Source organism: Aliidiomarina sp. (assembly GCF_022565475.1).
Taxonomy (GTDB): Bacteria; Pseudomonadota; Gammaproteobacteria; order Enterobacterales; family Alteromonadaceae; genus Aliidiomarina.
Genome location: NZ_JAIUMR010000011.1, coordinates 12,481 through 37,657 on the forward strand (window position 1 = coordinate 12,481; position 25,177 = coordinate 37,657).

A 25,177-nucleotide genomic window follows, 5' to 3' on the forward strand; every position below is an offset into this window, starting at 1 on the left:
CTCTGCTTAAGGTACAATTTAGTCATTATCCCGAGTTATTAGTGCAAAAACACTCATGAAACCAATTCAACCGACACAACGCGATGCCGTTTACTCGCAGCCATTAGAAAAAGTCAGTGACTTTACCTTTGACGCCCAAGTCGTCAATGTGTTCCCTGACATGATTAATCGCTCAATTCCCGGCTACGCCAATATTATCCACACTATTGGACGTCTTGCTGAACGCTACATCCAACCGCATACGAAGGTCTACGACCTTGGTTGTTCGTTAGGTGCAGCAACGCTTGCCGTGAAACAGCATTGTCAACAATCCGGTGTTGAAATTATTGGTATCGACAATTCCCAGGCTATGGTCGAACGCTGCCAAACCTACGTCGATGCCTATCGCGGTGATAGCCAAGTGCACATTATCTGCGCCGATATTAGTGACGTGCAGCTTGAGCCATGTTCAATGGTCATTCTGAATTTTACTTTACAGTTTGTCGATCCCAAACTGCGCCAGAAGATCATAAACTCGATTTTCGCACAATTATTGCCTGGCGGGCTACTAGTAATTTCCGAAAAAGTACGCCACAGCGACCCCGTAGCCGAAGAACTTTTAGTCGACTTGCACCACCAATTCAAACGCGACAACGGCTACAGCGAACTTGAAGTCAGCCAAAAACGCGCCGCACTCGAAAACGTCATGCGCATCGATACACCCGAAACACAAGAGCGGCGTTTACATGATGCCGGCTTCACCACAGTGCAAAATTGGTTCCGCTGTTTCAACTTTGCCTCATGGGTTGCAATTAAAGGTGAGAGTCATGAATAAAGCCAGTGAATTTAACGATTTTTACAAAGTTCTCGCCGACAGCCCACTTGCACATTGGCTCGAAACCTTGCCCGCTCAACTGCGGACATGGCAACAACAACCGCACGGTGAATTTCACAAATGGCAGCGCGTTATACAGCAATTACCAGAGCTCACCGCCAAACATATTGACCTGCACAGTAAAGTCGAGCTCGGTCAAGCAGACGAAGCCAATGCCGGCCAACAAGCGCGCATCCGCGGCCTCTTAAAGCAACTAATGCCCTGGCGCAAAGGCCCGTTTGACTTGTTTGGTGTGCACATCGACACCGAATGGCGCTCCGATTGGAAGTGGGACCGCGTGGCACCACATATCAGCGATTTAAACGGACGCACCGTTTTGGATATCGGTTGCGGTAGCGGCTACCACCTTTGGCGCATGCTCGGCGCCGGCGCCGACCTCGCCGTTGGCATCGATCCCGGAGAGCTCTTCGTCAGCCAATTCCGCGCCGTACGCAAATTCGTACCCACAGAACTGGCTCAACGTATTGAATTGCTGCCACTCGGCATCGAGCACATGCCCAAGCTCCAAGCATTTGACACCGTTTTCACCATGGGCGTCTTATACCATCGCCGCTCACCGGTCGATTTCTTGCAGCAGTGCGTCGATCAACTGCGCAAAGGTGGCGAACTTATATTGGAAACCCTCGTCATCGACGGCGACCGCAACACCGTCCTTGTCCCCGGCGACCGCTACGCACAGATGCCCAACGTCTGGTTCCTGCCCTCATCCGCCGCCCTCTGCCACTGGCTTGAGCGCCTCGGCATGAAAAACATTCGCGTCGTCGACGAGTGCATCACCACCACCGACGAACAACGCGCCACCGAGTGGATGGAAAGCCATTCCCTCGCCGACTTCCTCGACCCCAACGACAACAGCAAAACCATCGAAGGTTACCCCGCCCCGAAACGGGCCGTAATTGTTGCAGAAAAATAAAGAGAGTAGGCAATCCGCGATTGCCTACATTCGTATCCCTTCAATTTCGCATTAAATCATCGCTACACTTCCCGCTTTGGCACACAACCACGAACAAGAATTTTCCCAATTCGGGAAAATTCTTGCATAACTCAATTGATTTTCCCATAATGGGAAATAAGGAACTCTATCGTCACGCAAGCTTTGTTGGGAATAATAGGGTTGTTTTTAATATCCATGGGAACAAGTACAGATTAGTTGTCGCAATCAATTTTTCTTTTTCAATCATATACATCCGCTTTGTCGGAAATCATGATGAATATGACCAGATCGATGCAGCGACCATATAAAGGCTGAGCTATGAACATCAAACCGATTAAAAGCGAACAAGACTATCGTGCCGCCCTCGCGCGAATTGACGAATTATGGAATGCCGAACCGAACACAACCGCAGGGGATGAACTGGAAGTATGGGTAACATTAGTCACCGCATATGAAGAAAAAGAGTTTCCTATCGATGCACCCGACCCAATCGAAGCCATTCGATTTCGAATGGAGCAACTTGACCTAGCCGACAAAGATCTCATGCCGTTCTTAGGAACACGAAGCCGCGTGAGCGAAATACTTAATCGCAAACGCGGCCTGAGTATCAAAATGATACGTAGCTTGCATGTTGGCTTACGTATCCCGCTTCATTGCTTGATTCAAGATTACCCTCTGGCCGATTAGCCATCCGACCACAACAGCGCCTAATCTGCGCCACCGTCCTCGCCATCTCCATCCGGTGCGTCTTGGGCAAAGGCCTTGCTGCGCTGAAAACGGCTCGCCGCTTCCGGAATATAAGGCACCGCCATAGTTAAAGTAATCGGTTGCAGCACCAAAGGATAGAGCAAGCCTACCGCTAACAACGCAACAATTTTCAAAGCGATACCTGGCACATCCAACAGTATCCAGAACATTGCTACCAGCAAAATGACTTTCAGAACATTCGCAATGGCTTTGCGCTCAAACGGCATCGAACGCGCCGCCATCGCTACAATCTGAGCACGCTCCAACGTCGAAAAACCTTTCAATGCCTTAATTTTACTCGCTGAAAAATAAATCATTCGCTTGACTCCTTTGTTTCACAAAAGTTTAGCACAACTCCTGCATTCTGTTTACGGGCAACATGTTGTAAACTCAAGGTTAAAGCGAAGCACCACGCGAGGTGCCCGAGCGACGTGAATGCGCTGCACGCTGAAAAGGCGGAGTACCACGTGAGGTGCCCAACCGGCCGGTTTTCAGAGCGTATGCGGCATGGATGCCGCATCCGAGCCCCCATGGATGGGTTTACGGCGTCTATGAAAACCGGTCGGTTGGGTACCGGAAGTGGTGCGACAGCATTTAGCGTGCAGCGCTTCCGCGGTGCAGGGGCACCGGAAGTGGTGCAACAGTATTTTAAAACGAGAAAGGTGAATTATGAGTAAGAAAGGACAAGCCGTAACCAAAGTGATTATTCCCGTGGCCGGCCTTGGGACACGGATGCTACCTGCGACGAAGGCGATTCCGAAGGAAATGCTGCCGTTAGTGGATAAACCATTAATTCAGTATATCGTTAATGAATGTGCCGCCGCTGGGTTGACGGAAATTATTTTGGTGACGCATTCGAGTAAAAATTCGATTGAAAACCATTTTGATACCAGCTTTGAACTGGAGTCGATATTAGAAAAACGCGTTAAGCGCCAATTATTGGACGAAGTACAGGCCATTTGCCCGCAAGGTGTGACCATCATGCATGTTCGTCAAGGCGCAGCTAAAGGCCTTGGTCACGCCGTGTTGTGCGCGCGGCCGTTGGTTGGCGACGAACCATTTGCTGTCGTTTTGCCTGACGTTCTCATGGACGAGGCGAGCTACGACACAAAAACAGAAAACATGGCAGAAATGATCGCAAACTTCGCTCACACCGGGGCCAGTCAAGTCATGGTCGAAAAAGTGCCCGCGAATCTCGTTGACCAATATGGAGTCGCCGACATTGGTGGTGCGGAACTTCGCCCGCGTGAACAAGCGCCAATTAAAGCCTTAGTCGAAAAGCCACCCGTAGACGAAGCACCGTCAGATCTTGCTGTGGTTGGACGCTACGTGTTTTCCAATGGCTTGTGGCCATTGCTGGAGAAAACACCGACCGGAGCAGGCAACGAAATACAGTTAACCGACGCGATTGCAATGCTGCTTGAACAAGAAGGAGTGAACGCTTACTACATGCAGGGACATAGCCACGACTGCGGTAATAAGCTGGGCTATTTGCAAACGTTTGTTACCTACGCCCTACGCCATCCGCAACTCGGCAAAGAGTTCGGTTCCTGGTTGCAGAGCATTAAATAAGTCAATTAGCTGCGGGGTTGCGCCCGCAGCCAAGTTTCCTCACAGGCCATATAGAAACCTTGTCGATCCAGCGGCACTTGGTGTTGACGGTAAGTCGCATTGCCCCAAATGCCCAACGCTAAATCAGGCTTCCCTTCATGGCTGAGCAAGATTTTGTCCCCGGCTTGGCTCCAACGTGCGACCCCCGTGCGCGTATCAATCCACACCACAACCATGTCAAAAGCCGCACGAATACGTGAATGACAGAGCTCACTGTTCAAGCGCGCCAGCAGTTTCGGCGGATGCATCAGTAAGTGTGTCGTTTCCGCCAAAGTAGCTCGCAAGAGCGGATTAAACAGTGTTTTCAGCACCAACAGCGCGAGAATATCTTGCCCACTGAGCGCTTGCGCTCGGGCAAGCACCATAATCAATTGATCATTGGGCAAGCGGTAGTAATCGAGCCATAGCCGTTGCTCGTCGCGAGGGCCGACATGGTGGATGATTTGGAATGGCCCCACGGCTAATTGATCGCGGCGAATTAAATCATAACTTAAACGTTGCACGACGCTGTCGTCTTGAAATAGAACATCAAGATGGTCATCAAATTCCCAACGGTCATGCTCGTGTTCCTTTTCGAGCGCTACTCGATCGAGACAACTCTCTAAAGCATATTCAAGCACATCGAGTTTCGCCACCGGTTTTACCAAATAGTCCGCTGCGCCAAGGCGCACAGCTTCACGAATATCGGCCATGCGGTCTGACGCTGAGATGACAATTACGGGAATCGGGTCTGGTGAGCTGACTAAACGTTCAAGAATCGCCAAGCCAGACATATCAGGTAGGCTTAAGTCACAGAGCACCACATCAGGTTCAATCTGTTTCAGCAGCCGCAGCGCCGTTTCGCCGTCAGGCGCATGTGTAGCACTGTAGCCTCGTTCGCTTAAAAAACTGTCGAGAATCGAGGCATAAACGCGATCATCTTCAATGATCAGGACTTTTCGATTCATCTTGGGAACTCCACTTCCTCGCCTACCTTAAGCGTCGTTCACAAACGCGCTGGCGTCAAACCTAGAATCGATAATATTGAGTAAATTAAGGCGCTACTCGTACACGAATGACAATGTAATCGTCGGGTAGTTTCAGTTGCGGCTGATAGATCGGCACGCGCACACTGCGATCATCCCAATCGCCCCAATCATCATCCCAGTCATCGAAGTCATCGTAAAAGTCGTCGATCGGCGGATTACCGTCATACACTTTATCGCGCCATGTGGAAAAATAGGCTTCTCGGACGAACGCATATTCGTCGATAGCATTTTCCAACATAGGCTCCAGTTCACGCAGGGCGATTCGCGTTTCCAAACCCCGAATCACATAGCGACCGATACTCAGTGACCAGCTAAACAAGGTCGCCGGCCAGACATAGTCATCAATTACGTCACCGCCACGATCGATAATGACGGTTGGTCCTGCGCCGGGGAGCATAATATATGGGCCATCAGGCACACCGTAGACCGCCAATGTTTGCCCGAAGCTTTCACTTTCTTGACCGACACCCATTTTACCGGCGACGTCAAACAAGCCAAACACACCAATCGTTGAGTTCATGAGAAAGCGGCCTGCACTAATGCCCGCCGACTTGAACTTACGCTGCAACAGGTTATTCACCGTCGACGCCGGCTCAGTAATGTTTTCCGTAGCATTATAGAGACCATCACGCACAGGACTTGGAATCAACGCATAGGCACTCGCTGCTGGGCTGATTAAATACGGGTCGAGGACGTGCCGATTAAAATTGTAAAAACTGCGGTTCATGGATTCCCATGGATCGCGCTCATCACGAAAATCGAAATCATACGATTCCGCTATCGCTGCTGTTGTATCGACATCGACATCGGTTGCACTGTCCGTGTCTGGTGTTTGGGCGCAGCCAGTTAAACCAACTGCTCCCAGAGCCACCATCATCGCTACGATAAAATGCACGCGCCGCATTATTCAACCATGTCCACAAGTGTAATCCGTATCTGCTGACCCGACTCACGCTCAATCAACATCGGTCGTGTCTCAAAATCGCCGCGACGTCGTTCCATGCTGTCACCTGTGGTCAACCGAGCTTGCACTAACCAGCTCGCAGCAGAGGACAAATTCACGCCTTCGAGCATGGCATCTTCATCCGTTAAGGTTACCGTCACAGGAAAATCGGTGACACGCTGGCGGGTCACCGCAATCGGTTCGCGACCACCATCAGGGTTGCGGACAAAGACAAACAAATTATTAATCCACGCCATTTCATTGCGCAAGGCTTCGCTAATATCGATAGTGACGGTTAATGTCGTGATCGTACCGTCGATACGATCTTGCGCCTGCTGCAGCGAATCAGCAATTGCGCTGTATCGCGGATCACTCTCATCCATCAGTGTTAACGCTAGATCCCATGAGGCGGCTGCGCGCTCAAAATCAGCGCGTTCAAAATGAACAATACCGAGTAATCCTAAGGCTTCGACGTTCTGATTATTCTGCTGCAACACTTGACGCAAATTCCGTGCTGCCAGCGCCAAATCATGGTCACTACCGGACATAATTAGCGCCTGACTATAGGACATCAGATTGTTGTAGTTGTCTGGTTCAAGATTATAAGACACTTCGAACGCTTCCAGTGCTTGTTCAAGCTGACGAACTTGCATCATCAAGCGCCCATAGAGACTCCAAGCGTTTGGCTCTGGTTCTTCCATCAATCGCTGACGCAGCCCCAACGCGTAGGTCCAAAGCTCTTCTTCAGAACGCGGCGCAGCATTTTGGTCGCCTTGCAACCAAGCACTTAACAGCGGTAATGCCTCATGCGCACGATCCGACTGCTGTTGTTGCTTCCACGAACCGTCATAGATATAAATACCCACCGCGAGCACCACCAAAATGATGGTCGGAATCAGCATGCTGGCCGGTTTTTTCTCGACGTGACTGTCCGGATCATGAATATCCGTGACGAAGGTTTTGAGCAGCTCTTTTTCCGCATGAACACGTTCTTTTTCGGAAATCACGCCTTGGCGAACGTCTTCTTCAAGTTCACTCAGACGGCTTTCATAAATCTCTTTATTTGCCTGTTCAATCGTCCACGTTTCCCATTGATTGCGGCGCGCGAGCACCATCATGATAATGGCAAGGACTAACAGGAGCGCAAGAAGGAAGTACCACATTATTGTTTGTGCTCCTCTTTATTCTCTTCATCGGTATTGGTGTCAATGTCGCTGTTGGCCAACACTTGGCGCATACGCGCTTCTTCTTCAGGTGTTAATTCACTGTCGTCATGACGACGCAGCCGGACATTCAGTACAATGACGACAATGCCAATAACAAAAGCCAGTAACGGCCCAAGCCAGAGGATCAACGTCGAACGATTGACCGGTGGCCGATAATGAACAAAGTCACCATAGCGAACTTTCATAAACTCAATAATTTCTTGGTTGCTTTCGCCGGCCATCACCATTTCATAAACACGCTGACGCATATCTTGCGCCAAAGGTGCGTCGGAGTCGGCAATGGTTTGGTTTTGACACTTCGGGCAGCGCAGTTCACCCGCTAATTGATTAAACCGGCGCTCTTGTTCTGCCGTTTCGAATTCATAAAATTCGGCTGACGCGGCCGCATGTCCGATGGCAAACGTGAATGCCAGCGTCATAACGAGGAGGAGTTGTTTCATCATAAGACCAGCTCCTGGCGATGTTCTGGAATCGGCAAGCCAGCATCACGCATCGCACGATAATAAATTGGCCCGACTTCACGTCGCCACACCCGCTCATTCAAGTCACCCACATGGCGATAAAGAATCACACCATGTTGATCAACCACATAGGTTTCTGGTGCGCCGTAGACACCTAAGTCCAATGCTAACAGTCCCGTCGCATCAAACAAATTGATCGCATACGGGTCGCCCAAGTTTTGCAGCCAACGTACAGCCGCACCGCGGGAGTCGTCTTTGTAATTTAAACCAATAATGTAGACCTGCTCTTCAGCGAGGAGTTGGTTTAAAAACGTATGCTCGGCATAACAGGTTGGACACCAAGTGGCCCACACGTTGATCAACAACGGGCGCTGACCAATGATGCGGTTGTCATGAATGACATCCGGTTGATACAAATCGGGTAACTCGAACTGAGGCACTTCACGTCCAACCAACGCGGAATCGAGCCGCGTTGGGTCGGAGAACAAGCCTTTAAACAGGAATACCGCCACCAATAAAAATAGAATCAGTGGCATTAAAAAGAACGCAAGCTTGAGTTTCGGATTCATGCCTTCGCCTCCTGTTCAGCTGCGTCATGTTCACGCTTACGCTCATCGCGTAAGCGACGACGCAGGCGGTAGCGCTTATCTGTCATACTGAATATACCACCAATGGCCATCAGGATGGAGCCACCCCAGATCCAGCGCACAAACGGCTTGATATGAATCCGCACCGCCCAACTACCATCCTCGAGCTCTTCACCCAAGGCGATGTAGAGGTCACGGAAAGGATTGACCTGCAAGCCCGTTTGCGTTTGCATCTGCCGTGTTACCGTATAAAAGCGTTTCTCTGACTTGATAATGCCAACACGGCTGCCATCGGTGCGCGTAACACGGAACGTCGCTGTATCACTAATAAAGTTTGGCCCCTGCCATTCGTACATTTCTTCGAAACTAAACACATAACCGCGCTCTTCGAAGGTGTCACCCGGTCCCATTCGCACCGTGCGCTCGACTTCGTAATTCTGCACCATGGCAATACCAATCACCATGACCGCAAAACCTAAATGGCCGAGTACCATACCCCAGTGGCTGCGTCCAAGCTTGACTAACGCTGGCAGCTTGTGTTCGCGGCTGGCCACACGCATACGTAACTCGGCGACCGTAGTAAACACCACCCATAACGCGAGGATTAGACCAAGTGCGGCGAGACCATGCACGACATCAGCAAATATCCAGGGTAAGGCGAAACCAAGTACGACAGCTAACAGCAGTGCCAGACCTAAACTATTGCGGATTTCGCTAAACCCTTGGCGGCGCCAGCGGGTCAGCGGGCCTAAGCCGAGAATAATGGCAAATGGGATGGTCAACCACATGAACATTTCATCAAAGAAAGGTTCACCGATGGAGATATTCCCTAAGCCTAGCTGCTGGAAGAATAACGGCAATAGGGTACCGATCATCACCACTACTGTGGCGGTGACGAGGACCACGTTATTACCCAAGAGCAACACTTCGCGCGAGAATAGGTCATAGCGGCTGTGGCTTTGCACTTTCGCCGCTCGAATCGCATATAACAATAACGAGCCGGCAATCACTACACCCAGGAACCCAAGGAGGAACATGCCGCGCGTTGGATCGGCTGCGAATGCATGGACCGAGACCAAAACCCCGGAACGCACCAAGAAGGTTCCTAACAAACTCAAGCTAAATGCGGCTATGGCCAATAATACGGTCCACGACTTAAAGGTGCCGCGTTTTTCCGTGACCGCCAATGAGTGCATCAGCGCCGTACCTGCCAACCAGGGCATGAAACTGGCGTTTTCAACTGGATCCCAGAACCACCAACCGCCCCAGCCAAGTTCATAGTAGGCCCACCAGCTACCAACCATGATACCGAGCGTGAGGAACACCCACGCAGCAATCGTCCACGGCCGCGACCAGCGTGCCCAGGCGGAATCTAAACGGCCACCCAGTAAGGCAGCAATCGCAAAGGCAAAAGCCACTGAGAAGCCAACATAGCCCATATACAGCAATGGCGGATGAATAATCATTCCCGGATCTTGCAGCAATGGATTCAAATCGCGGCCATCGACCGGAATTAATGGAATGGTGCGCTCAAATGGATTTGACGTCAGCAACATGAACAAATAGAAACCGACCCCAATCATCCCCATCACCGCAAGAACTCGCGCCGCGAAAACTAACGGTAAACGGTTTGAGAACAAGGCTAACGCTGCCGCCCAACTCGCTTGCACCAGCATCCACAGGAGGAATGAACCTTCATGCGAACCCCAAACTGCGGTAAAGCGGTAAATTGCAGGTAGTGCGGTATTGGAGTTATTGGCAACGTAAGCAATACTGAAATCATTCGCCAGAAACCCCCAAACCAGGGCAATAAATGAAATCAGGGTAAAGATAAACATGCCATAGGTCAGTGGCCGAGCGAGCGCCATTTGACCACCATGACCACGCGCCACACCGATTAATGGAATGAAGGCGAGTAACGCTGAGAATGCAAACGCCAGCGCCAGCGCAAAGTGCCCTAACTCACCGATCATAACCACCACCTGATTCGTTGTCGTCATCCTTGTCGTTGTTCCGATAGTCGTCATCACTCCACTGTGATGGCGGCACATGTTCGATACCTTTCAAGGCTTCCGCGAGCGCTGGCGGCATATATTCTTCGTCGTGGCGAGCCAAGACTTCGCTGGCCAACAAGCGATTCGGTTCAATCAAGACGCCTTGCGCGACAATCCCTTGGCCTTCGCGGAACAAGTCCGGCAGGATGCCTTCAAAATCAACAATAATTTCGGCTGGGCCGGTGTCAATCAGGTTAAAAGAAACCGTTAAACCTGAACCTTCGCGGCGCACCGAACCCGGCACAACCAAGCCACCGACGCGAATCCGTTGCCCCACTTCGGGACGAACCTGTTCGCTACCCTTACCGTCGATGATTTCTGTTGGGGTATAGAACAAATCGATATTCTGCGACAAAGCGTACAGCACCAATGCGGTCGCGATGGCTACACCACCGAGAATACCGCTGGTCATGATGAATCGTTTTTTACGTCTTGGGTTCATGATCGTTCTCGTTTCGTCAATTTAAAATCGGTTCGCCTGTTCGTTTCGCTTTGCAACATGCAAGTCTACTACGCAACTCGGCTAGTTCTGGTTCGTTTGCTGGGCCTGTCGCCGTGCTTGCCGAGCCTGCAAAATACGCTCGGCACGAGCCGCATGTTTGTGCGCTTCACTGACCAGCTTACGCCGGCGCCAACTCGCTTCTACAGCGAGTAATGCAAAACACAGCAAGGTGCCTAAAAACGACCACCATACCCACACTGCGTAACCGCCCATGTGGAAAAATGCTTGTAAGCTATCAAATTGCATCGGCCTACTCCTCGTTCCGTTGCACGACGGGAATACCTAAATAGGTCAGCGCCCAAGGCCGGTGAATTTCGCGGCGTAAGATTTCATTGTTCAGCCGCTTCATCACCAATACGGCACTCACCAGCATCATGGCAACAATGCTCACCAGCAGCGGGTAGAGCATTTCCGGCGCGATACTTGGCGCTTCCAAGCGGGTAATTGCGCGCGTCACGGTCGACTGCTGATGCAGAGTATTCCACCAATACACTGAGTAATGAATAATCGGAATATTGATCACGCCAACCAGTGCCAAAATACTCGCGGCTTTAGCCCCTGCGCGTTCATCTTCAAAGGCAATGTACAAAGCCATTACACCCAGATAAAGGAATAGAAGAATCAGCTGTGCCGTTAACCGAGCGTCCCACACCCACCATGTGCCCCACATCGGTTGGCCCCACAAGGCACCGGTAAACAGCGAAATAAAGGTCAATACTGCCCCCACCGGCGCAATGGCGAGCAAAGCCAATTCTGCGGTTCGGATTTGCCACACTAATGCCAGTAAGCCGGCGATTGCCATTGCCACATAAAAGCCCATCGACCACATGGCTGCCGGAACATGGACAAAAATAATCCGGTAACTCTCACCCTGTTGATAATCCTGCGGCGCTATCGCCAGTCCCCACACCAAAGCCACAGCCGACAAAATCAGACCGGGAATCAGGAACCAAGGCAGCAGTTTTTGCACCAAGTGAAAGGTTGCTTCTGGCTTTGCATACGGATGTAACCATTGCCACATATTAATTCACACTCACTCGTAAACCGGCTTTCACCGCGAACGGCGCGAGTGTCACACTGAGGACACTAAACGCACCAATTAATGCCAACGGGCCCGCCGGCGACACGCCTGCGAGGGTGGCTTCGACCGCCGCTGTTGCGAAAATAAGTAGCGGCACCAACAAAGGTAATAATAACAAACTGAGTAGCGCCCCGCCCTTGTTCAAACTGACCGTCAAGGCGACACCAATGGCGCCTGCTGCGCTCAATATCGGTGTACCGATCAGCAGCGTCAGCCATAACACCCCCCATGCTTGGATGGGTAAATTTAGCAACAAGGCCAACAACGGCGTGATGACCAATACAGGTACGGCGGTCAGCAGCCAATGGACGATAATTTTTGCCAACACACTAAACTCTACTGCGACCGGCAATAACATCAGTTGTTCCAGAGCGCCGTCGCGAAAGTCGTCACGAAAAATTCGTTCTAAACCCAGCATGGCTGACAGTAAAGCCGAAACCCAAATAACACCGGCGGCAATTCGTCCCAAGATATCTGGCCCTGGCCCAACGCCGAGTGGAAACAGCGTGATCACAATCAGCAAAAAAATTAACGGATTCAATAAGTCACTGCGTTGACGCATGGCCACACGCAAATCTCGACGGATGATCTGGCGGAAAATCTGGCCACTGGCGACCGGCTTACGTGTGTTTGGTGTTGGCTTGCTCATTAGTGTTGATACCTCAACTGCAAGCGGTTCACCGGATAGCTCATACTCTGCAAATCTTGATGCGAGGTGAGGATAATTGCTCCACCCTGCGCCAAATGCACTTGAAAACGATCATGCAGCATGGCGATTCCGTCAACGTCGAGCGCCGTGAAAGGCTCATCCAAAATCCATAAGCGCGTTTGTGAAAACCATAGTCGGGCCAAGGCTATACGCCGCTGTTGACCCGCTGAAAGTCGTTGCGCCGGGATGTCTTCAAGACCGACTAAGCCAACTTGTGCCAGTAATTCATAAGGCGGAGTGGAAAATTCATGGCCTTCAACTGCAGCATAGAACTCAAGATTTTCAATGGCGGTAAGTTCGGGTTTAATCCCCGATTTATGGCCGATAAACAGCAAGTCATGATAGTAGCGTTCGCGACACTGCTGAATCTCTTCTCCTTGGAACAGCACATCGCCCTGCTGGGCCGGCAATAAACCCGCAAGAATCCGCAGCAAGCTTGATTTACCAGCACCGTTGGGGCCTTCAATTTGCCACAATTGGCCGCTGGCAACGTCAAGGTTTATGTTGCTAAACAATACACGCTCACCGCGCACAGATTGCAGTTCTCTACCTTGCAATAGCACCGCTCTAACAACCTTGGTCTGTAAGGATAAATTGGCCTCATCCTACCACAATAATTGCCTGTTCCGCGACCTTTTCCGCTGTCGAATCGGTTGAATAAGTCGCGTCGAATTGCGCGAAATCAAGGAATTTCAAGCACCGCCCCAGAAGGGGTATACCACCCTTGCTCAATGCGTTCACCATCAACGTCGTCGACCCGCCACGACCAGAGGCCATCGCTCGGCAGGATTTGCCAACGCAGTCCGCCGCTTAGCTCTCCGGTTTGATGCTGCTGAGGTGGCTGTTGCTGCCAATGGCTCAACCACAGCTGGATCTCCATATCCGCCTTATATTGTGTCTGTACAAATCGCCAAACACGTTGCGACTCGATAAGAACTGTCAGCAAAAACACGACCGTCGTTGCTAACAGCGCACTGGCCAGCATAACCTCTGGCAAGGTAAAGCCGTGTGCCTTCATTCACCGAGCCTTTGCCATGCAACGCCGCCATCGGTTACGTGACGTTGGTAAAAAAAACGTGTGGACCGTTGCAGTGGAATAACTGTATGGCGCAGCCTCAGATCGAGCAGCCAACATCGCTGTTCGCTATCAGTACAGTCAACGTCCGACCATTGCGCATCAATTTGGTAATCGGAATGCAGCGGTGCATTCTGCACCTTACCTTGAGCTAGTTGCCACGCAAACCAAGCGCCATAGCTGTCGAGTTGTCGCTCAATTCGCGCTAAACGAATGTCATGGAATAGCAGCACGACGCTCTGCTGAGAATAATTCAGACCCGCGAGCAGTTGAACGGACGACAGCTGAATCAGTACTAAAATGAAGATAAGCATTAACCATTACTCCTCCATGAGTAACACCATAACGTCGGCAACTCTCCCGAATGCAGTAGTTCAAGGCAGAGCTTTCGCGTGTCCGGTGTCGGCTGGTCAACAAAGAAATGATTGATTTTGAACAGTGCAGGATCGTGTAAATTTAGCCAGCCGGAGCTGCCGCAGTCACCGTGTTCGGGCTTCCATTGCAATGCGCCGTTGCGCAGCCTCACACCGTTGTCAGCAAACAACAAGCAACTAGACCTCGGATCAAACTGCCATAAGTGGCCGCCCCCATGTCGACGCAACTCCCGATAGAGCCAATGTCCCAAGGCGTAAAAACCTTGTTCAGACTCGCCTTGGGCTTGTTGCTGCCATGCATTGCGCCACAGTTCGCTATGGAGGGTTAAAGCCGCCAACGTCGAAACGGCAGCGATGCTGAGCGCAACCAACAATTCAATCAAGGTGAAACCGGCGGCTAGACGCTGAGACTTTAGCATGGCGTGGTGCGCAGTTGCCGCGGACCGACCGCACAAGTGCGAATGCGTCCTAGCGATGAAACCACGATGCGCAAGCTTTCTTCAGGTAACGCCTCGTGAAAGAGTTCAAAACGACCTTGGACGAAGCCGGCCATCCCCGAACCGGGGAAAAAGCGCGTTGCTTTAAAATTCCCGAACTCAGGATTAACGCGTACTTGCGGTGCGGGTGAGTTTGCTAATTTTCCGGTGGTCGTACAGTTGGCCGGACGTTGTTCATCAAACCACATGCAGACCTCACCATTATACGCAGCACCAACCCAAACCACATGATTGTTGGCTATCGCATATAACCGTGCAGAGCGGACTAATTGGGTTAAGTCATCGGCGGCTTGTTGCAGTTGAAATCGATGCCGGTACGTTTGTAATGACGGCAAACTGAGTAACAACAGAAAACCGAGAATACCACAAACTAGCATCACCTCGTGTAATGTAAATCCTCGTTCCATGAGCTGCCCCTATGTTCCTAGCTGTTAGGAACATAGGTTGGTTCGACAATTTACTCAAGACAACTCAGTAATGACCTACAACTTTAAATCGCGGTCACGCGCAATTCCGGTGGAATGGAGAAGGTCACGTTTTCTTCTCGCCCAGAACGCTCTTCGACGGTGATGTCCTTGCCGCGAGCCTGCAACCAGCGGACGACGTTTTGGACAAGGATTTCCGGGGCAGAAGCCCCTGCGGTTACGCCCACGCGTTCAACGCCTTCAAGCCAAGCAGGGTCAATGCAGCTTGCGTCATCAATAAGATGCGCCCGCGTCCCCATTTTCTCAGCCAACTCGCGTAAGCGATTAGAGTTCGAGCTATTTCGCGCGCCAACCACCAGCAATACGTCGACCTCATTGGTCAAATCACGAACTGCGTCTTGGCGGTTTTGCGTGGCGTAGCAAATATCGTCTTTGCGAGGCCCGTGTATTTCCGGAAAACGCTCTCTCAGCGCGTCAATAATATCCGCAGTATCGTCCACCGACAGTGTGGTTTGACTCATGTAATAAAGATTACTTGGATCTTTCACAGCCAACTTACCGACATCAGCAACGGATTCAACCAAATAGATACCACCTTGATCACTATTATATTGGCCCATCGTACCTTCCACTTCCGGGTGTCCGGCGTGACCAATCAAGACACACTCGTGATGACGGCGACTCGCACGTGTCACTTCCATATGCACTTTGGTGACCAGTGGGCAGGTCGCATCAAACACTTTTAAACCACGATTTTTGGCATTCTCACGCACCGCTTGCGACACCCCATGAGCACTAAAAATGACAATGCTATCGTCGGGCACTTGGTGCAGTTCTTCAACAAACACCGCGCCGCGCTCGCGCAAACCATCCACCACGTGTTTGTTATGCACCACTTCATGGCGCACGTAAATCGGCGGCGAAAACAATTCGAGGGCTTGTTCGACAATGGTGATTGCGCGGTCAACACCTGCACAAAATCCACGCGGATTGGCTAAGATAATTTTCATGGCGCCTCCACACTGAGTATTTCTACCGCAAACGTAACTTCTTGACCGGCCAATGGATGGTTAAAGTCAACGGTCACGATGTCGGCAGTGACTTCGCGGATAATTCCCGGAATTTCACGGCCGTCGGGTTGGCCAAAAGCGATGATCGCACCGACTTCCGCGGGGGTGTCACCCGAAAAACGCACGCGTTCGATATGGTAAATATTTTCTGGCAACGGTTGTCCGAAGGCATCCTCGGGTGCCAGCGTGAACTCACGATTGTCACCGGCTTTCAAGCCCAGCAAGCAGTCTTCAAAGTTCTTCGTTAGGTTGCCATCGCCAATGGTTAGACGCGCAGGTTTTCCATGCACTTTCGTGCTGTCCGCAGCAGAGCCGTCGGCAAGCTTGATGGAAAAATGCATGACCACGTGACTACCTGGGCCAATTAAAACGGGAGAACTTTGTACAGCTTCGCTCATGTTCACAGCTACCTTACATTAAGACTCTGATGATTTACCGAAGAAACCTTCATAAATCATTAAACCAGCACCAATGACGATGGCACTATCGGCGACGTTAAATGCTGGCCAATGATAGCTACCAACATAAAAATCGAGAAAATCGACCACATAGCCTAAACGAATACGGTCGACCAAATTGCCAATTGCACCGCCAAGAATCAAAGCAAACGACCAGTTGGCGATCACCATTTGTCGCGTTTGGCGCCGCAACAACCAAGCAATCACAGCGCTAATGGCTATCGCGATAACGGTAAAGAACCAGCGTTGCCAGCCACCTTGATCACTTAAGAAACTAAAAGCCGCACCATAGTTCCGGACATGGACCAAATCGAAAAACGGCAATAGGTTAATTCGCTGAAACAAATCCATGTTGGCAACCACAAGCCACTTAGTGAACTGGTCAGCAAGCACTAAAGCAACAATAAGCCACCACAAGTGCCAGCCACTTTGCTGCCACTGCTCTGGTTTAGTAACCTTACTCATTAGGCAAACACTCGCACTTCACCGTCACCATCGACGTTGGTGACGCAACGGCCACACAGATCAGGATGCGCTGTAACTGCGCCAACGTCTTCACGATGGTGCCAACAACGACCACATTTCGCATGACTGGTGCGGGCAACGACAACCTGTAACTGTTTCATTTCTGTGCTCTCTGCGGTCGCCGGCGCTGCAGCAAGATCAGCAACCGTCACCGCTGAGGTTAACAGCACAAAGCGCAGCTCATCCTCAAGTACCGCTAAAGTTTGCGCAAGTTCTGGGGCGGCATAAAGGGTAACTTCCGCTTGCAGTGCACCCCCGATCACTTCATTGCGACGTGCGGCTTCAAGTGCGCCATTGACCGCATCGCGGACGTCAATCAGTTGCTGCCATTGATCGTTACTAACTTTGCCCGCAGCTAAATCGCTCGGCCAGTCTTGATACCACTCGGCGGTGAACACGTAGGTGCTACGCTCACCAGAGACCGGCTGCGGCATTTGCTGCCAAATTTCTTGCGCGGTAAAGCTACAAATCGGCGTCATCCAACGGACTAACGCTTCAGCGATGTGCCAAAGCGCTGTTTGGCACGAGCGTTGAGCGTTACTATTGGCTTTCGCGGTGTATTGGCGATCTTTAATGATGTCCAAATAGAAACTACCCAGTTCAATTGAGCAGAAATGCATGAGTTTTTGCACCACACTCAAGAACTGATAGTTGTCGTAAGCGTCTTGGATTTCCGTCTGCAAAGCCTGCGCGCGGGCGACAATCCAACGATCCAATTCGACCATATCCGCTGCCGCCACTTGATGTTCGGCTGGATTAAAACCGTTCAAATTGGCTAACAAGAAACGCGCGGTATTGCGGATACGACGATACGCATCGGCAGACCGTTTCAAGATTTCGTCAGAGACGGTCATTTCTGCCGTGTAATCGTTACTGGCAACCCACAACCGTAAAATGTCACCACCGAGTTTATTCATCACGTCTTGTGGTGAGACCACATTACCGAGCGACTTCGACATTTTGCGACCGTGCTGGTCAACGGTAAAGCCGTGAGTAAGCACTTGCTTATAGGGCGCTTTACCTTGGGTCGCAACGCCGGTCAACAAGGACGACTGGAACCAACCACGATGCTGATCGGAACCTTCTAAATACAGGTCTGCAGGCCATTGTAAGTTCTCGTTTTGCTTCAACACACAATAATGGGTGACCCCCGAGTCGAACCAAACATCTAAGGTATCCGTCAGTTTACGGTAGGACGAGGCGTCGTCGCCTAAGAGCTCTTTCGCGTCAAGATCAAACCAGGCTTGGATCCCTTCCTTTTCCACGCGTTGGGCTACTTGCTCGAGTAACTCGAGCGAACGTGGATGCGGCTCAGCCGTTTCTGTGTGGATAAACAATGTAATCGGTACGCCCCACGTCCGTTGCCGGGAAATACACCAGTCCGGACGGCCGTCGATCATGCCAGCGATACGGTTCTCGCCCCACTCGGGCACCCAACGTACCTGCTTAATTTCGCTCAGTGCTCGGGCGCGCAAGCCTTGCTTGTCCATGCTCACAAACCACTGGGGTGTCGCCCGGAAAATAATTGGCGTTTTGTGTCGCCAGCAATGCGGGTAACTATGCTCGTAAGCTTCGTGATGAATCAGGTTGCCGGCGTCGCGCAACGCATCCACAATCGGGGTATTCGCTTTAAATACATGTTGGCCAGCAAACAGTTCGGTGTCTTCTTTATAGACACCGTTGTCATTGACTGGGTTGTACACCTCTAAGCCGTACTCTTGACCGACCAAAAAGTCGTCGACACCATGGCCAGGTGCGGTATGCACACAACCCGTACCGGAGTCAGTGGTGACATGTGCGCCTAAAATTAATGGTACTTGGCGGTCATAGAGTGGATGCTGTAACTGCACCAACTCTAAATCAGCGCCTTTGCAGAAGCCAAGTTTGTGGTACTTGCGCACGCCGTAACGTTCCATCGCCGAAGTGACCAAGTCACTGGCCAAAATCACGCGTTCTGCAGCAATGTCATGCTCTGCGTCCGCTTCAATTTGTACCAGCGCATACTCAAGACTCGGTTCAATGGTGACGGCTTGGTTGGCTGGAATTGTCCACGGTGTCGTGGTCCAAATCAGTACACTAATTTTTCCTTCCCCCGCATGACCTTGCGGGTGCTCAAACTTGCTCACGAGCGCAGCTTCGTCGACTACAGGGAAACGAACATCAATCGCCGGCGACGTCTTGTCTTTATATTCAACTTCCGCTTCCGCCAATGCTGAACCACAATCGGTACACCAATGCACCGGCTTAAAGCCTTGTTGCAAATGGCCACGTTCAATGATGGCACCAAGCGCCCGAATAATATTCGCTTCTTGGGCAAAGTTCATGGTCAGATACGGGTTGTCCCAGTCACCAAACACACCCAAACGTTTAAAGTCTTCGCGTTGCCCTTCCACTTGCGTCATTGCGTATTCACGACACTTGGCACGGAATTCCGCGTCGCTGAGCTTTTGTCCCGGCTTACCGTATTTTTTCTCAACGACCAACTCGATCGGTAGGCCATGACAGTCCCAGCCCGGTAAGTACGGTGAATCAAAACCACCCATGGTTTTGGCTTTGACAATCATGTCTTTGATGATTTTATTGACCGCATGACCGATATGGATCGAACCGTTGGCGTAGGGAGGGCCATCGTGCAAAATAAACTTCTCACGGCCTGCTCGCGCCTGACGAATTTGACCGTAGAGGTCATCCTGGTACCACTGCTTTAACATCTCAGGTTCGCGCTGCGCAAGGTTACCGCGCATTGGAAACGCGGTGTCTGGCAGGTTTAAGGTCTGTTTATAATCGCTCATGCCATTTAGGTCCGTTTTATTTTGTACTGCAAGTGAGTTATTTGTTGTCTGACATATCGTCTAATGATTCGTGAAACGTTTCGTGAATCGTTTCGTGACACGTTTCATGTAATGCAGCGTCGTGCATGGCTGTGAAGAGTGCACGTGCCGTTGCTGCGTCTTCTTTAATTTGTGCTTGCAACTCCGCAAAGTCAGCAAATTTCTTTTCGTCACGTAACCACACTAAAGGTGTGACGTGTAGCGTTTGTCCGTACAAGTCGGGCAGTTCTGGCGTTGCTGCAAAGTCAAAAATATGAACTTCCAGCAACTCTTTATCGCCTGCAACCGTTGGCTTGCGGCCGATATTGGCGACGCCACCATATAACTTGCCCGCGGCTTCGACGTTCACCATGTAAACGCCATGCAAGGGTGAATGCAAGCGCTGTAAAGCGATGTTCGCCGTTGGAAAGCCTATCGTGCGACCACGTTTGGCACCATGCCGCACCCGCCCACTGAAGGTGAATGGCCGCCCTAGCATCCGTTCTGCCGCAGCAAAATCTGCGGTCGCTAATGCGCTACGGATGGCCGTGCTCGACACGCGAATTTCTTCGGTGCGATAACTCGCGGTATCAATCACGGTAAAGCCAAAATGCTCACCCGCACGCTGCAATAACTTAAAGTCACCGGTGCGGCCTTTGCCAAAACGAAAGTCATCACCGACCACCAACAATTTGACACCGAGCTTCGCCACTAACACGTCTTCAATAAACTGCTCTGCCGTGAGGTTAGCAAAACGCGGATTAAATTGCGTCAGCAATACGCGATCAATGCCGTTCTCACTTAACAGCCGGAATTTGTCCTGCCAGCGACACAACCGAGCTGGTGCCTTTTCCGGTGCGAATAACTCCAACGGTTGCGGCTCGAAAATCATCACCGCCGACGCCACGCCGTAACTCGCGGCTTGCTCACGCACGCGCGCAAGCACCGCTTGATGACCCAAATGTACGCCGTCAAAATTGCCGATGGTAAGGACACACCCGCGATGCTTCGGCTTTATATTATGTAAACCACGAATTAATTCCATAGGCGCGCGATTATACTGTAAACCCTATCCGCATGCATCCTTAATGGGCGCGAATCGCCCGTAATCGACCACCAAATAAGAACCAGCTCAATACGTAGGTCACACCGCCCGCAACAATCAAGGCCATCAACCAACGTGTCCGTTGCCAAAAATGCGCGGCGATCCATTCTGCGCTTGCCGGTAGCCACCACAGCAACACCACCACCATGACTAGGGTCGCCAACGCGACTTGGACAATAAAGCGGCGCGTTTGCGAACTGAGCAATAAGACACCTTCACGATACAAAACGATTCCCAATAACGCTGCATTTACGGTACCGGACAACGCGGTTGCTAAAGCCAAGCCAACGTAGCCAAATGGGATGGCGAGAACAATGTTCATCACCATATTCGCTGCCATCGCAATAATGCCATATTTCACTGGACGTTTAGTGTCCTGCCGCGAGAAGAAGCCCGTGGCTAAAACTTTGACTAACATGAAGCTGAGCAAGCCCGTCGCGTATGCCATCAGTGCATAGGACGATAACGCAGCATCATTCGGCGTAAATGAGCCGCGCTCAAACAAGACCAAAATCATTGGTTCAGCCAGCACAAACAATGCGGCCATGGCTGGCAATCCGAGCATCACTACCATGCGCACGCCCCAATCCAGTGTTTGCTGAAACTTTTCCAGTGACTGATCGACGTGGCGAGCAGACAGTGCGGGCAAAATTACCGTCGCAATGGCGATGCCGAACAAGCCCAACGGAAATTCGAGCAAGCGGTCGGCGTAATATAACCAACTGATCGAACCGGTGACTAAAAAGCTAGCAATGACGGTATCTAACAATAAATTAATTTGGCTGACCGACACGCCAAATAACGCTGGAATCATTAAGGTGCGAATCTTCACCACGCCCGGATCGTTCCAACCCCATTTCGGCATGACCAACAAACCTGCTTGTTTAAGAAACGGGAGCTGAAAAAGAAACTGAACGATGCCACCAAAAAATACGCCGAGCGCCAAACCAATTTCGGGACGTTCGAGCATAGGGGCAAGCCAAAGCGCGGCAACGATCACCGACACGTTTAACAGGACCGGGGTAAACGCAGCCACCCCAAAGCGACCCAATACGTTGAGTGAAGCGCCCGCTAATGCAGTGAGGGTAATAAAGAATAGGTAAGGAAAGGTAATCTTTAATAACAGGCTGGCCAACTCAAACTTATCCGCCTGCTCGCCGCCCTGCAACCAATCCATGAACCAGCCCATACCAAACAAGGCCGCGACCACGGGAGAAAAAATAACCGCGAGCAGGGTCACGACACCTACCAATGTACCGAGCGTTCCGGCGACTCGCGCCAATAATAAACGAGTCTCATCCAGTGACTTACCACGGTGATACTCGGTCAAAACCGGTACAAATGCCTGCGCAAAAGCACCTTCAGCAAATAGTCGGCGGAGAAAGTTAGGAATTTTATTGGCGAAAAGAAACACGTCCGCAGCTGCGCCCGCGCCGACCAAGGCTGCAATAGCCACGTCGCGCACTAAACCAAGAATGCGCGACAAAAAGGTCATGACACTGACAATTAAACCCGAGCGCAGCAGACGCGGAGCGGGAGGTGGTGCAGTCGGCACTGATTCGTTGGCCGGTTTCGGCTCTCTTTTGGGTGTATTAATGCTCACAGTGTCCCTGTTGCTGCGTTGTGAACGTGTAAAAATTACACTGAATCATAAATTGCTTAGCAGATTACCACAAAATGGTTGCTTTTCACCGTTAAGATCCGTAATATCCGCGCACAATATTTCATCGAATCCGTTTGACTTTTTATCGCAAACGAGGCATGATCCTCGGCCTTAAAAAGTCCGGCACAAGTTTACGAATTATCAGGAGTTTCACCTTGGCTAACATCAAGTCTGCGAAGAAGCGCGCGATCACGGCGGAAAAGAACCGTCGCCACAATGCCAGCCGCCGCTCAATGATGCGCACTTATCTTAAAAAAGTTCAAGCAGCTATCGCTGCTGGTGACCAAGCTCAGGCTCAGCAGGCATTTGCTGTTCTGACTCCGGTTATCGATCGCTATGCGACCAAAGGTCTGATCCATAAAAACAAAGCTGCTCGTCATAAGAGCCGTTTGAATGCTCAGATCAATGCACTTTCTGCTTAATCGCTAGAAGCTGCAACAAAAAACCGCCACATGGCGGTTTTTTTGTATCTGCGTTTTGATCGTCACTGCAGTCGACGCTGTTACAAGCAAGTCTATATTACCACTGGCGTTACCGACGCACGCGTACACGCCATTGGCGCACCGCCACTGCCGCAAGTAACGCAAGCCAAGCGCCCCATAAACTCGTACCAAAACTAGCGCCTGAATAGCCGCTGCGGCGCTCAACTCGAGCGATGCGCTCGTTCTTCACCCGATCCTCAAAGCGTGCTAATTCAAATTTAAGGTTCTCGTTCATTTCTTCCACCGCAAGGCTAAAACCTTCACTGCGCTGCGCATTAAGCTCTGCGCTCGCTTCAACTAACGTTGTGCGATTTGCGGTTGTCGCAACACCTGGCGCACGAAACAACATGGTTCGCGAACGCACATCAAATACGGCAGTATCGACAAATGTTTGCACTTCATTCTCGGTGCCTTTGACGACGTACGCGCCAGCAATGGTCCAATACAAGAGCGAGCTTTTCCGATCAAAGGTATTCACCACTTGGTCATGCGAAACCAATGCCATGACATCAACATTGTATAAGCGCGCGACTTGGTCGAGTGTAGTAAAACCCTGACCGCCACTTAAGTAAGTGCTCGGAATCACTTCAATGCGATCAATATATTCATACTGAGCAAATTCAGCTTTCACCTGCTCAAGCAAGGCAATTTGCTGCGCATGAGGAATCTCACGATGCGAGCGTTGCGCCGGTACAAAGGCCACGCCGACCCGCAGCGGCAATGACAAGGTCGGAATCGTCGGTTCCAGTACTTCCCGTGACTTTTCGTCAGGGTATAAGAAGTTAACTAAACTACTCGACGACGTCGCTGCGTCGTTATAATTCATAAATGCCGAGCTGCACCCAAAGAGTCCAAACACTGCAACCACACCGCCTACGACCAGAAGCCAATTACGCATGCACAGGTTCCTTTTAGAAACACACTTGAATCGATTTAAAGTTCGCGCTGATAAACAGCAACGAGTTCAGAAAAGGTATGGGGAATTTGGTCTGCTGGCAAGCGCGAAAACGGGTCATAGCCAGTTTTTTGTTCGAGACGAGCAATGAGTATAGCAAAACCGAGCGAATCAAGGCCGCTTTCAGTCAGTACCGTATTGCCTTCGATCACACCTAGCTCTTCCCGGCCAGTTTCTGCGGCAACTTCGTCCATGACATCACGAATGAGTTGTTCTACTTGATGATTTCGAATGGTCACAACGCCCTCTTACAGCCGCTTTACAGCTTTGCCGTTAGTATTTCAACGCTTGTATTTGTTATGATTATGTTGCGAGTATACGCATTTTGCGCGAAATTGCAGCAAAAAGATCTTCGCTGGCTTAACGGCCTTGCTTCAGTAGCGCGGCGACTGAAGACTGATGGCCTGAAGCAAAACGGTAAGATTGGGCCAAAAAGAGTTCTGCACACGCGATGGCGTCATTGAGAGCATGATGTCCATTAAATTCTGGTAAACCGTAGCGTGCTCGGCACGCCGCCAATGTTAATTCGCCCTGCTGCAATTCTTGTTGTGAGCCCAGCAACCGTCGTCGTTCCGCTTGCAACGTACAATATAGTCCATCCGGCCGCCAACGCTCCTGGCCTAATTTAGCCAATGCCACTTGCAGCACTTCGTAGTCAAAACGAACATTATGCGCCACGAGAAGTGAGTTTTGCGCGGCCTCCATGAACGCACGCATCACCCCTTCGAGCGGCTCTCCAGCTGCGAGATCTGCAGACGATAACTGGTGTACGACCGCTGCTTGGGAAAGACCTTCGGTGCGTTGCACAACCTTATAACCATGACGATCGACAGCAATCACCGGTGGTCGAATCGGCACCCACGCCAACGTCAGCATGGCGTCATTTTTTGTATCTAAGCCATTGGTTTCGATGTCGACCGCAAGCCAGTTTCCCTGCTGCCAAGGCTTGCGGCGATGTTGCCAACGTGACCATGTTCCCAT

The 25,177-nt window shown here is 51.0% G+C and carries 32 protein-coding genes; 7 read left to right on the forward strand and 25 right to left on the reverse strand.

Annotated elements, in window-relative coordinates; genetic code table 11:
* Positions 1-55: 55 nt before the first annotated feature.
* The 4 genes from cmoA (at position 56) to LAT77_RS09980 (ending at position 2,495) form a co-directional block, all read left to right on the forward strand.
* Entirely contained in the window at positions 56-814 is a 759-nt protein-coding gene (gene cmoA / locus LAT77_RS09965) for a carboxy-S-adenosyl-L-methionine synthase CmoA (RefSeq protein WP_290564412.1), read from the forward strand.
* Positions 807-1,787: a tRNA 5-methoxyuridine(34)/uridine 5-oxyacetic acid(34) synthase CmoB gene (gene cmoB / locus LAT77_RS09970; protein ID WP_290564413.1), complete on the forward strand. Its 981-nt coding sequence runs from the start codon at positions 807-809 to the stop codon at positions 1,785-1,787. Before cmoA ends, cmoB begins: the two co-directional genes overlap by 8 nt.
* Before the next feature lie 149 nt (positions 1,788-1,936).
* Positions 1,937-2,116: a type II toxin-antitoxin system HigB family toxin gene (locus LAT77_RS09975; protein WP_290564414.1), complete on the forward strand. Its 180-nt coding sequence runs from the start codon at positions 1,937-1,939 to the stop codon at positions 2,114-2,116.
* Between the two features lie 10 nt (positions 2,117-2,126).
* Positions 2,127-2,495 (forward strand): DNA-binding protein, encoded by a 369-nt coding sequence (locus LAT77_RS09980; protein ID WP_290564415.1) that lies wholly within the window; start codon positions 2,127-2,129, stop codon positions 2,493-2,495.
* A 20-nt stretch (positions 2,496-2,515) separates the two neighbouring features.
* Here LAT77_RS09980 and LAT77_RS09985 read toward each other — a convergent pair whose 3' ends face one another.
* On the reverse strand, positions 2,516-2,872 hold the full coding sequence (locus LAT77_RS09985; protein ID WP_290564416.1) for a DUF6170 family protein: 357 nt from the start codon (positions 2,870-2,872) through the stop codon (positions 2,516-2,518).
* A gap of 213 nt (positions 2,873-3,085) precedes the next feature.
* On the opposite strand from LAT77_RS09985, the gene LAT77_RS09990 reads away from it, so the two are divergent.
* Together LAT77_RS09990 and galU are read left to right on the forward strand one after the other, a co-directional pair.
* Complete coding sequence (locus LAT77_RS09990) at positions 3,086-3,232, forward strand: hypothetical protein (RefSeq protein WP_290564417.1); 147 nt, start codon at positions 3,086-3,088, stop codon at positions 3,230-3,232.
* Entirely contained in the window at positions 3,225-4,127 is a 903-nt protein-coding gene (gene galU / locus LAT77_RS09995; RefSeq protein ID WP_290564418.1) for a UTP--glucose-1-phosphate uridylyltransferase GalU, read from the forward strand. Before LAT77_RS09990 ends, galU begins: the two co-directional genes overlap by 8 nt.
* Before the next feature lie 5 nt (positions 4,128-4,132).
* Here the strand turns inward: galU and LAT77_RS10000 are convergent, their stop codons facing one another.
* The 21 genes from LAT77_RS10000 to murJ form a co-directional block, all read right to left on the reverse strand.
* Positions 4,133-5,113: a response regulator gene (locus LAT77_RS10000; RefSeq protein ID WP_290564419.1), complete on the reverse strand. Its 981-nt coding sequence runs from the start codon at positions 5,111-5,113 to the stop codon at positions 4,133-4,135.
* Between the two features lie 85 nt (positions 5,114-5,198).
* Positions 5,199-6,098: a VacJ family lipoprotein gene (locus tag LAT77_RS10005; protein WP_290564420.1), complete on the reverse strand. Its 900-nt coding sequence runs from the start codon at positions 6,096-6,098 to the stop codon at positions 5,199-5,201.
* Complete coding sequence (gene ccmI, locus LAT77_RS10010) at positions 6,098-7,300, reverse strand: c-type cytochrome biogenesis protein CcmI (protein ID WP_290564421.1); 1,203 nt, start codon at positions 7,298-7,300, stop codon at positions 6,098-6,100. Before ccmI ends, LAT77_RS10005 begins: the two co-directional genes overlap by 1 nt.
* A complete protein-coding gene (locus LAT77_RS10015; protein WP_290564422.1) occupies positions 7,300-7,806 on the reverse strand; it encodes a cytochrome c-type biogenesis protein in 507 nt (168 codons plus the stop codon). The genes ccmI and LAT77_RS10015 overlap by 1 nt, the downstream gene beginning before the upstream one ends.
* Entirely contained in the window at positions 7,803-8,393 is a 591-nt protein-coding gene (locus LAT77_RS10020; protein ID WP_290564423.1) for a DsbE family thiol:disulfide interchange protein, read from the reverse strand. Before LAT77_RS10020 ends, LAT77_RS10015 begins: the two co-directional genes overlap by 4 nt.
* Positions 8,390-10,384, reverse strand: a complete 1,995-nt coding sequence (locus LAT77_RS10025) for a heme lyase CcmF/NrfE family subunit (RefSeq protein WP_290564499.1) — start codon at positions 10,382-10,384, stop codon at positions 8,390-8,392. Before LAT77_RS10025 ends, LAT77_RS10020 begins: the two co-directional genes overlap by 4 nt.
* Positions 10,374-10,907, reverse strand: coding sequence for a cytochrome c maturation protein CcmE (gene ccmE, locus LAT77_RS10030; protein ID WP_290564424.1), 534 nt, complete (start codon positions 10,905-10,907; stop codon positions 10,374-10,376). Before ccmE ends, LAT77_RS10025 begins: the two co-directional genes overlap by 11 nt.
* Before the next feature lie 81 nt (positions 10,908-10,988).
* Positions 10,989-11,213 carry a heme exporter protein CcmD gene (gene ccmD, locus LAT77_RS10035; RefSeq protein WP_290564425.1) on the reverse strand — a complete coding sequence of 75 codons (225 nt, stop codon included), beginning with the start codon at positions 11,211-11,213 and terminating at the stop codon, positions 10,989-10,991.
* A gap of 4 nt (positions 11,214-11,217) precedes the next feature.
* The gene (locus tag LAT77_RS10040; protein ID WP_290564426.1) at positions 11,218-11,988 is read right to left on the reverse strand and encodes a heme ABC transporter permease; all 771 of its coding nucleotides are present in this window, start codon (positions 11,986-11,988) and stop codon (positions 11,218-11,220) included.
* A gap of 1 nt (position 11,989) precedes the next feature.
* The gene (gene ccmB / locus LAT77_RS10045; protein ID WP_290564427.1) at positions 11,990-12,697 is read right to left on the reverse strand and encodes a heme exporter protein CcmB; all 708 of its coding nucleotides are present in this window, start codon (positions 12,695-12,697) and stop codon (positions 11,990-11,992) included.
* Positions 12,697-13,320, reverse strand: coding sequence for a cytochrome c biogenesis heme-transporting ATPase CcmA (gene ccmA, locus LAT77_RS10050; protein WP_290564428.1), 624 nt, complete (start codon positions 13,318-13,320; stop codon positions 12,697-12,699). The genes ccmB and ccmA overlap by 1 nt, the downstream gene beginning before the upstream one ends.
* Before the next feature lie 119 nt (positions 13,321-13,439).
* Positions 13,440-13,775 carry a type II secretion system protein J gene (locus LAT77_RS10055; protein WP_290564429.1) on the reverse strand — a complete coding sequence of 112 codons (336 nt, stop codon included), beginning with the start codon at positions 13,773-13,775 and terminating at the stop codon, positions 13,440-13,442.
* Positions 13,772-14,146 carry a hypothetical protein gene (locus LAT77_RS10060; RefSeq protein ID WP_290564430.1) on the reverse strand — a complete coding sequence of 125 codons (375 nt, stop codon included), beginning with the start codon at positions 14,144-14,146 and terminating at the stop codon, positions 13,772-13,774. Before LAT77_RS10060 ends, LAT77_RS10055 begins: the two co-directional genes overlap by 4 nt.
* Complete coding sequence (locus LAT77_RS10065; protein ID WP_290564431.1) at positions 14,146-14,625, reverse strand: prepilin-type N-terminal cleavage/methylation domain-containing protein; 480 nt, start codon at positions 14,623-14,625, stop codon at positions 14,146-14,148. The genes LAT77_RS10060 and LAT77_RS10065 overlap by 1 nt, the downstream gene beginning before the upstream one ends.
* A complete protein-coding gene (locus LAT77_RS10070) occupies positions 14,619-15,110 on the reverse strand; it encodes a GspH/FimT family pseudopilin (protein ID WP_290564432.1) in 492 nt (163 codons plus the stop codon). The genes LAT77_RS10065 and LAT77_RS10070 overlap by 7 nt, the downstream gene beginning before the upstream one ends.
* An 83-nt stretch (positions 15,111-15,193) precedes the next feature.
* A complete protein-coding gene (gene ispH, locus LAT77_RS10075; protein ID WP_290564433.1) occupies positions 15,194-16,138 on the reverse strand; it encodes a 4-hydroxy-3-methylbut-2-enyl diphosphate reductase in 945 nt (314 codons plus the stop codon).
* Entirely contained in the window at positions 16,135-16,596 is a 462-nt protein-coding gene (gene fkpB, locus LAT77_RS10080) for an FKBP-type peptidyl-prolyl cis-trans isomerase (protein ID WP_290564434.1), read from the reverse strand. Before fkpB ends, ispH begins: the two co-directional genes overlap by 4 nt.
* An 18-nt stretch (positions 16,597-16,614) precedes the next feature.
* Positions 16,615-17,121, reverse strand: a complete 507-nt coding sequence (gene lspA / locus LAT77_RS10085) for a signal peptidase II (RefSeq protein ID WP_290564435.1) — start codon at positions 17,119-17,121, stop codon at positions 16,615-16,617.
* Positions 17,121-19,973, reverse strand: coding sequence for an isoleucine--tRNA ligase (ileS, locus tag LAT77_RS10090; protein ID WP_290564436.1), 2,853 nt, complete (start codon positions 19,971-19,973; stop codon positions 17,121-17,123). The genes lspA and ileS overlap by 1 nt, the downstream gene beginning before the upstream one ends.
* A gap of 37 nt (positions 19,974-20,010) precedes the next feature.
* Positions 20,011-21,036 (reverse strand): bifunctional riboflavin kinase/FAD synthetase, encoded by a 1,026-nt coding sequence (gene ribF, locus LAT77_RS10095; protein ID WP_290564437.1) that lies wholly within the window; start codon positions 21,034-21,036, stop codon positions 20,011-20,013.
* A 40-nt stretch (positions 21,037-21,076) separates the two neighbouring features.
* Positions 21,077-22,651, reverse strand: a complete 1,575-nt coding sequence (gene murJ / locus LAT77_RS10100; RefSeq protein WP_290564500.1) for a murein biosynthesis integral membrane protein MurJ — start codon at positions 22,649-22,651, stop codon at positions 21,077-21,079.
* A 263-nt stretch (positions 22,652-22,914) separates the two neighbouring features.
* Here murJ and rpsT point away from each other — a divergent pair, with 263 nt between their 5' ends.
* Positions 22,915-23,181, forward strand: coding sequence for a 30S ribosomal protein S20 (gene rpsT / locus LAT77_RS10105; RefSeq protein WP_290564438.1), 267 nt, complete (start codon positions 22,915-22,917; stop codon positions 23,179-23,181).
* 109 nt (positions 23,182-23,290) lie between these two features.
* Here the strand turns inward: rpsT and rhlP are convergent, their stop codons facing one another.
* From rhlP to LAT77_RS10120, 3 genes are all read right to left on the reverse strand, one after another.
* Entirely contained in the window at positions 23,291-24,139 is an 849-nt protein-coding gene (gene rhlP, locus LAT77_RS10110; RefSeq protein ID WP_290564439.1) for a rhombotarget lipoprotein, read from the reverse strand.
* Positions 24,140-24,174: 35 nt separating this feature from the next.
* Positions 24,175-24,435, reverse strand: coding sequence for an acyl carrier protein (locus tag LAT77_RS10115; RefSeq protein ID WP_290564440.1), 261 nt, complete (start codon positions 24,433-24,435; stop codon positions 24,175-24,177).
* A gap of 121 nt (positions 24,436-24,556) precedes the next feature.
* Positions 24,557-25,177, reverse strand: coding sequence for a 3'-5' exonuclease (locus tag LAT77_RS10120; RefSeq protein WP_290564441.1), 621 nt, complete (start codon positions 25,175-25,177; stop codon positions 24,557-24,559).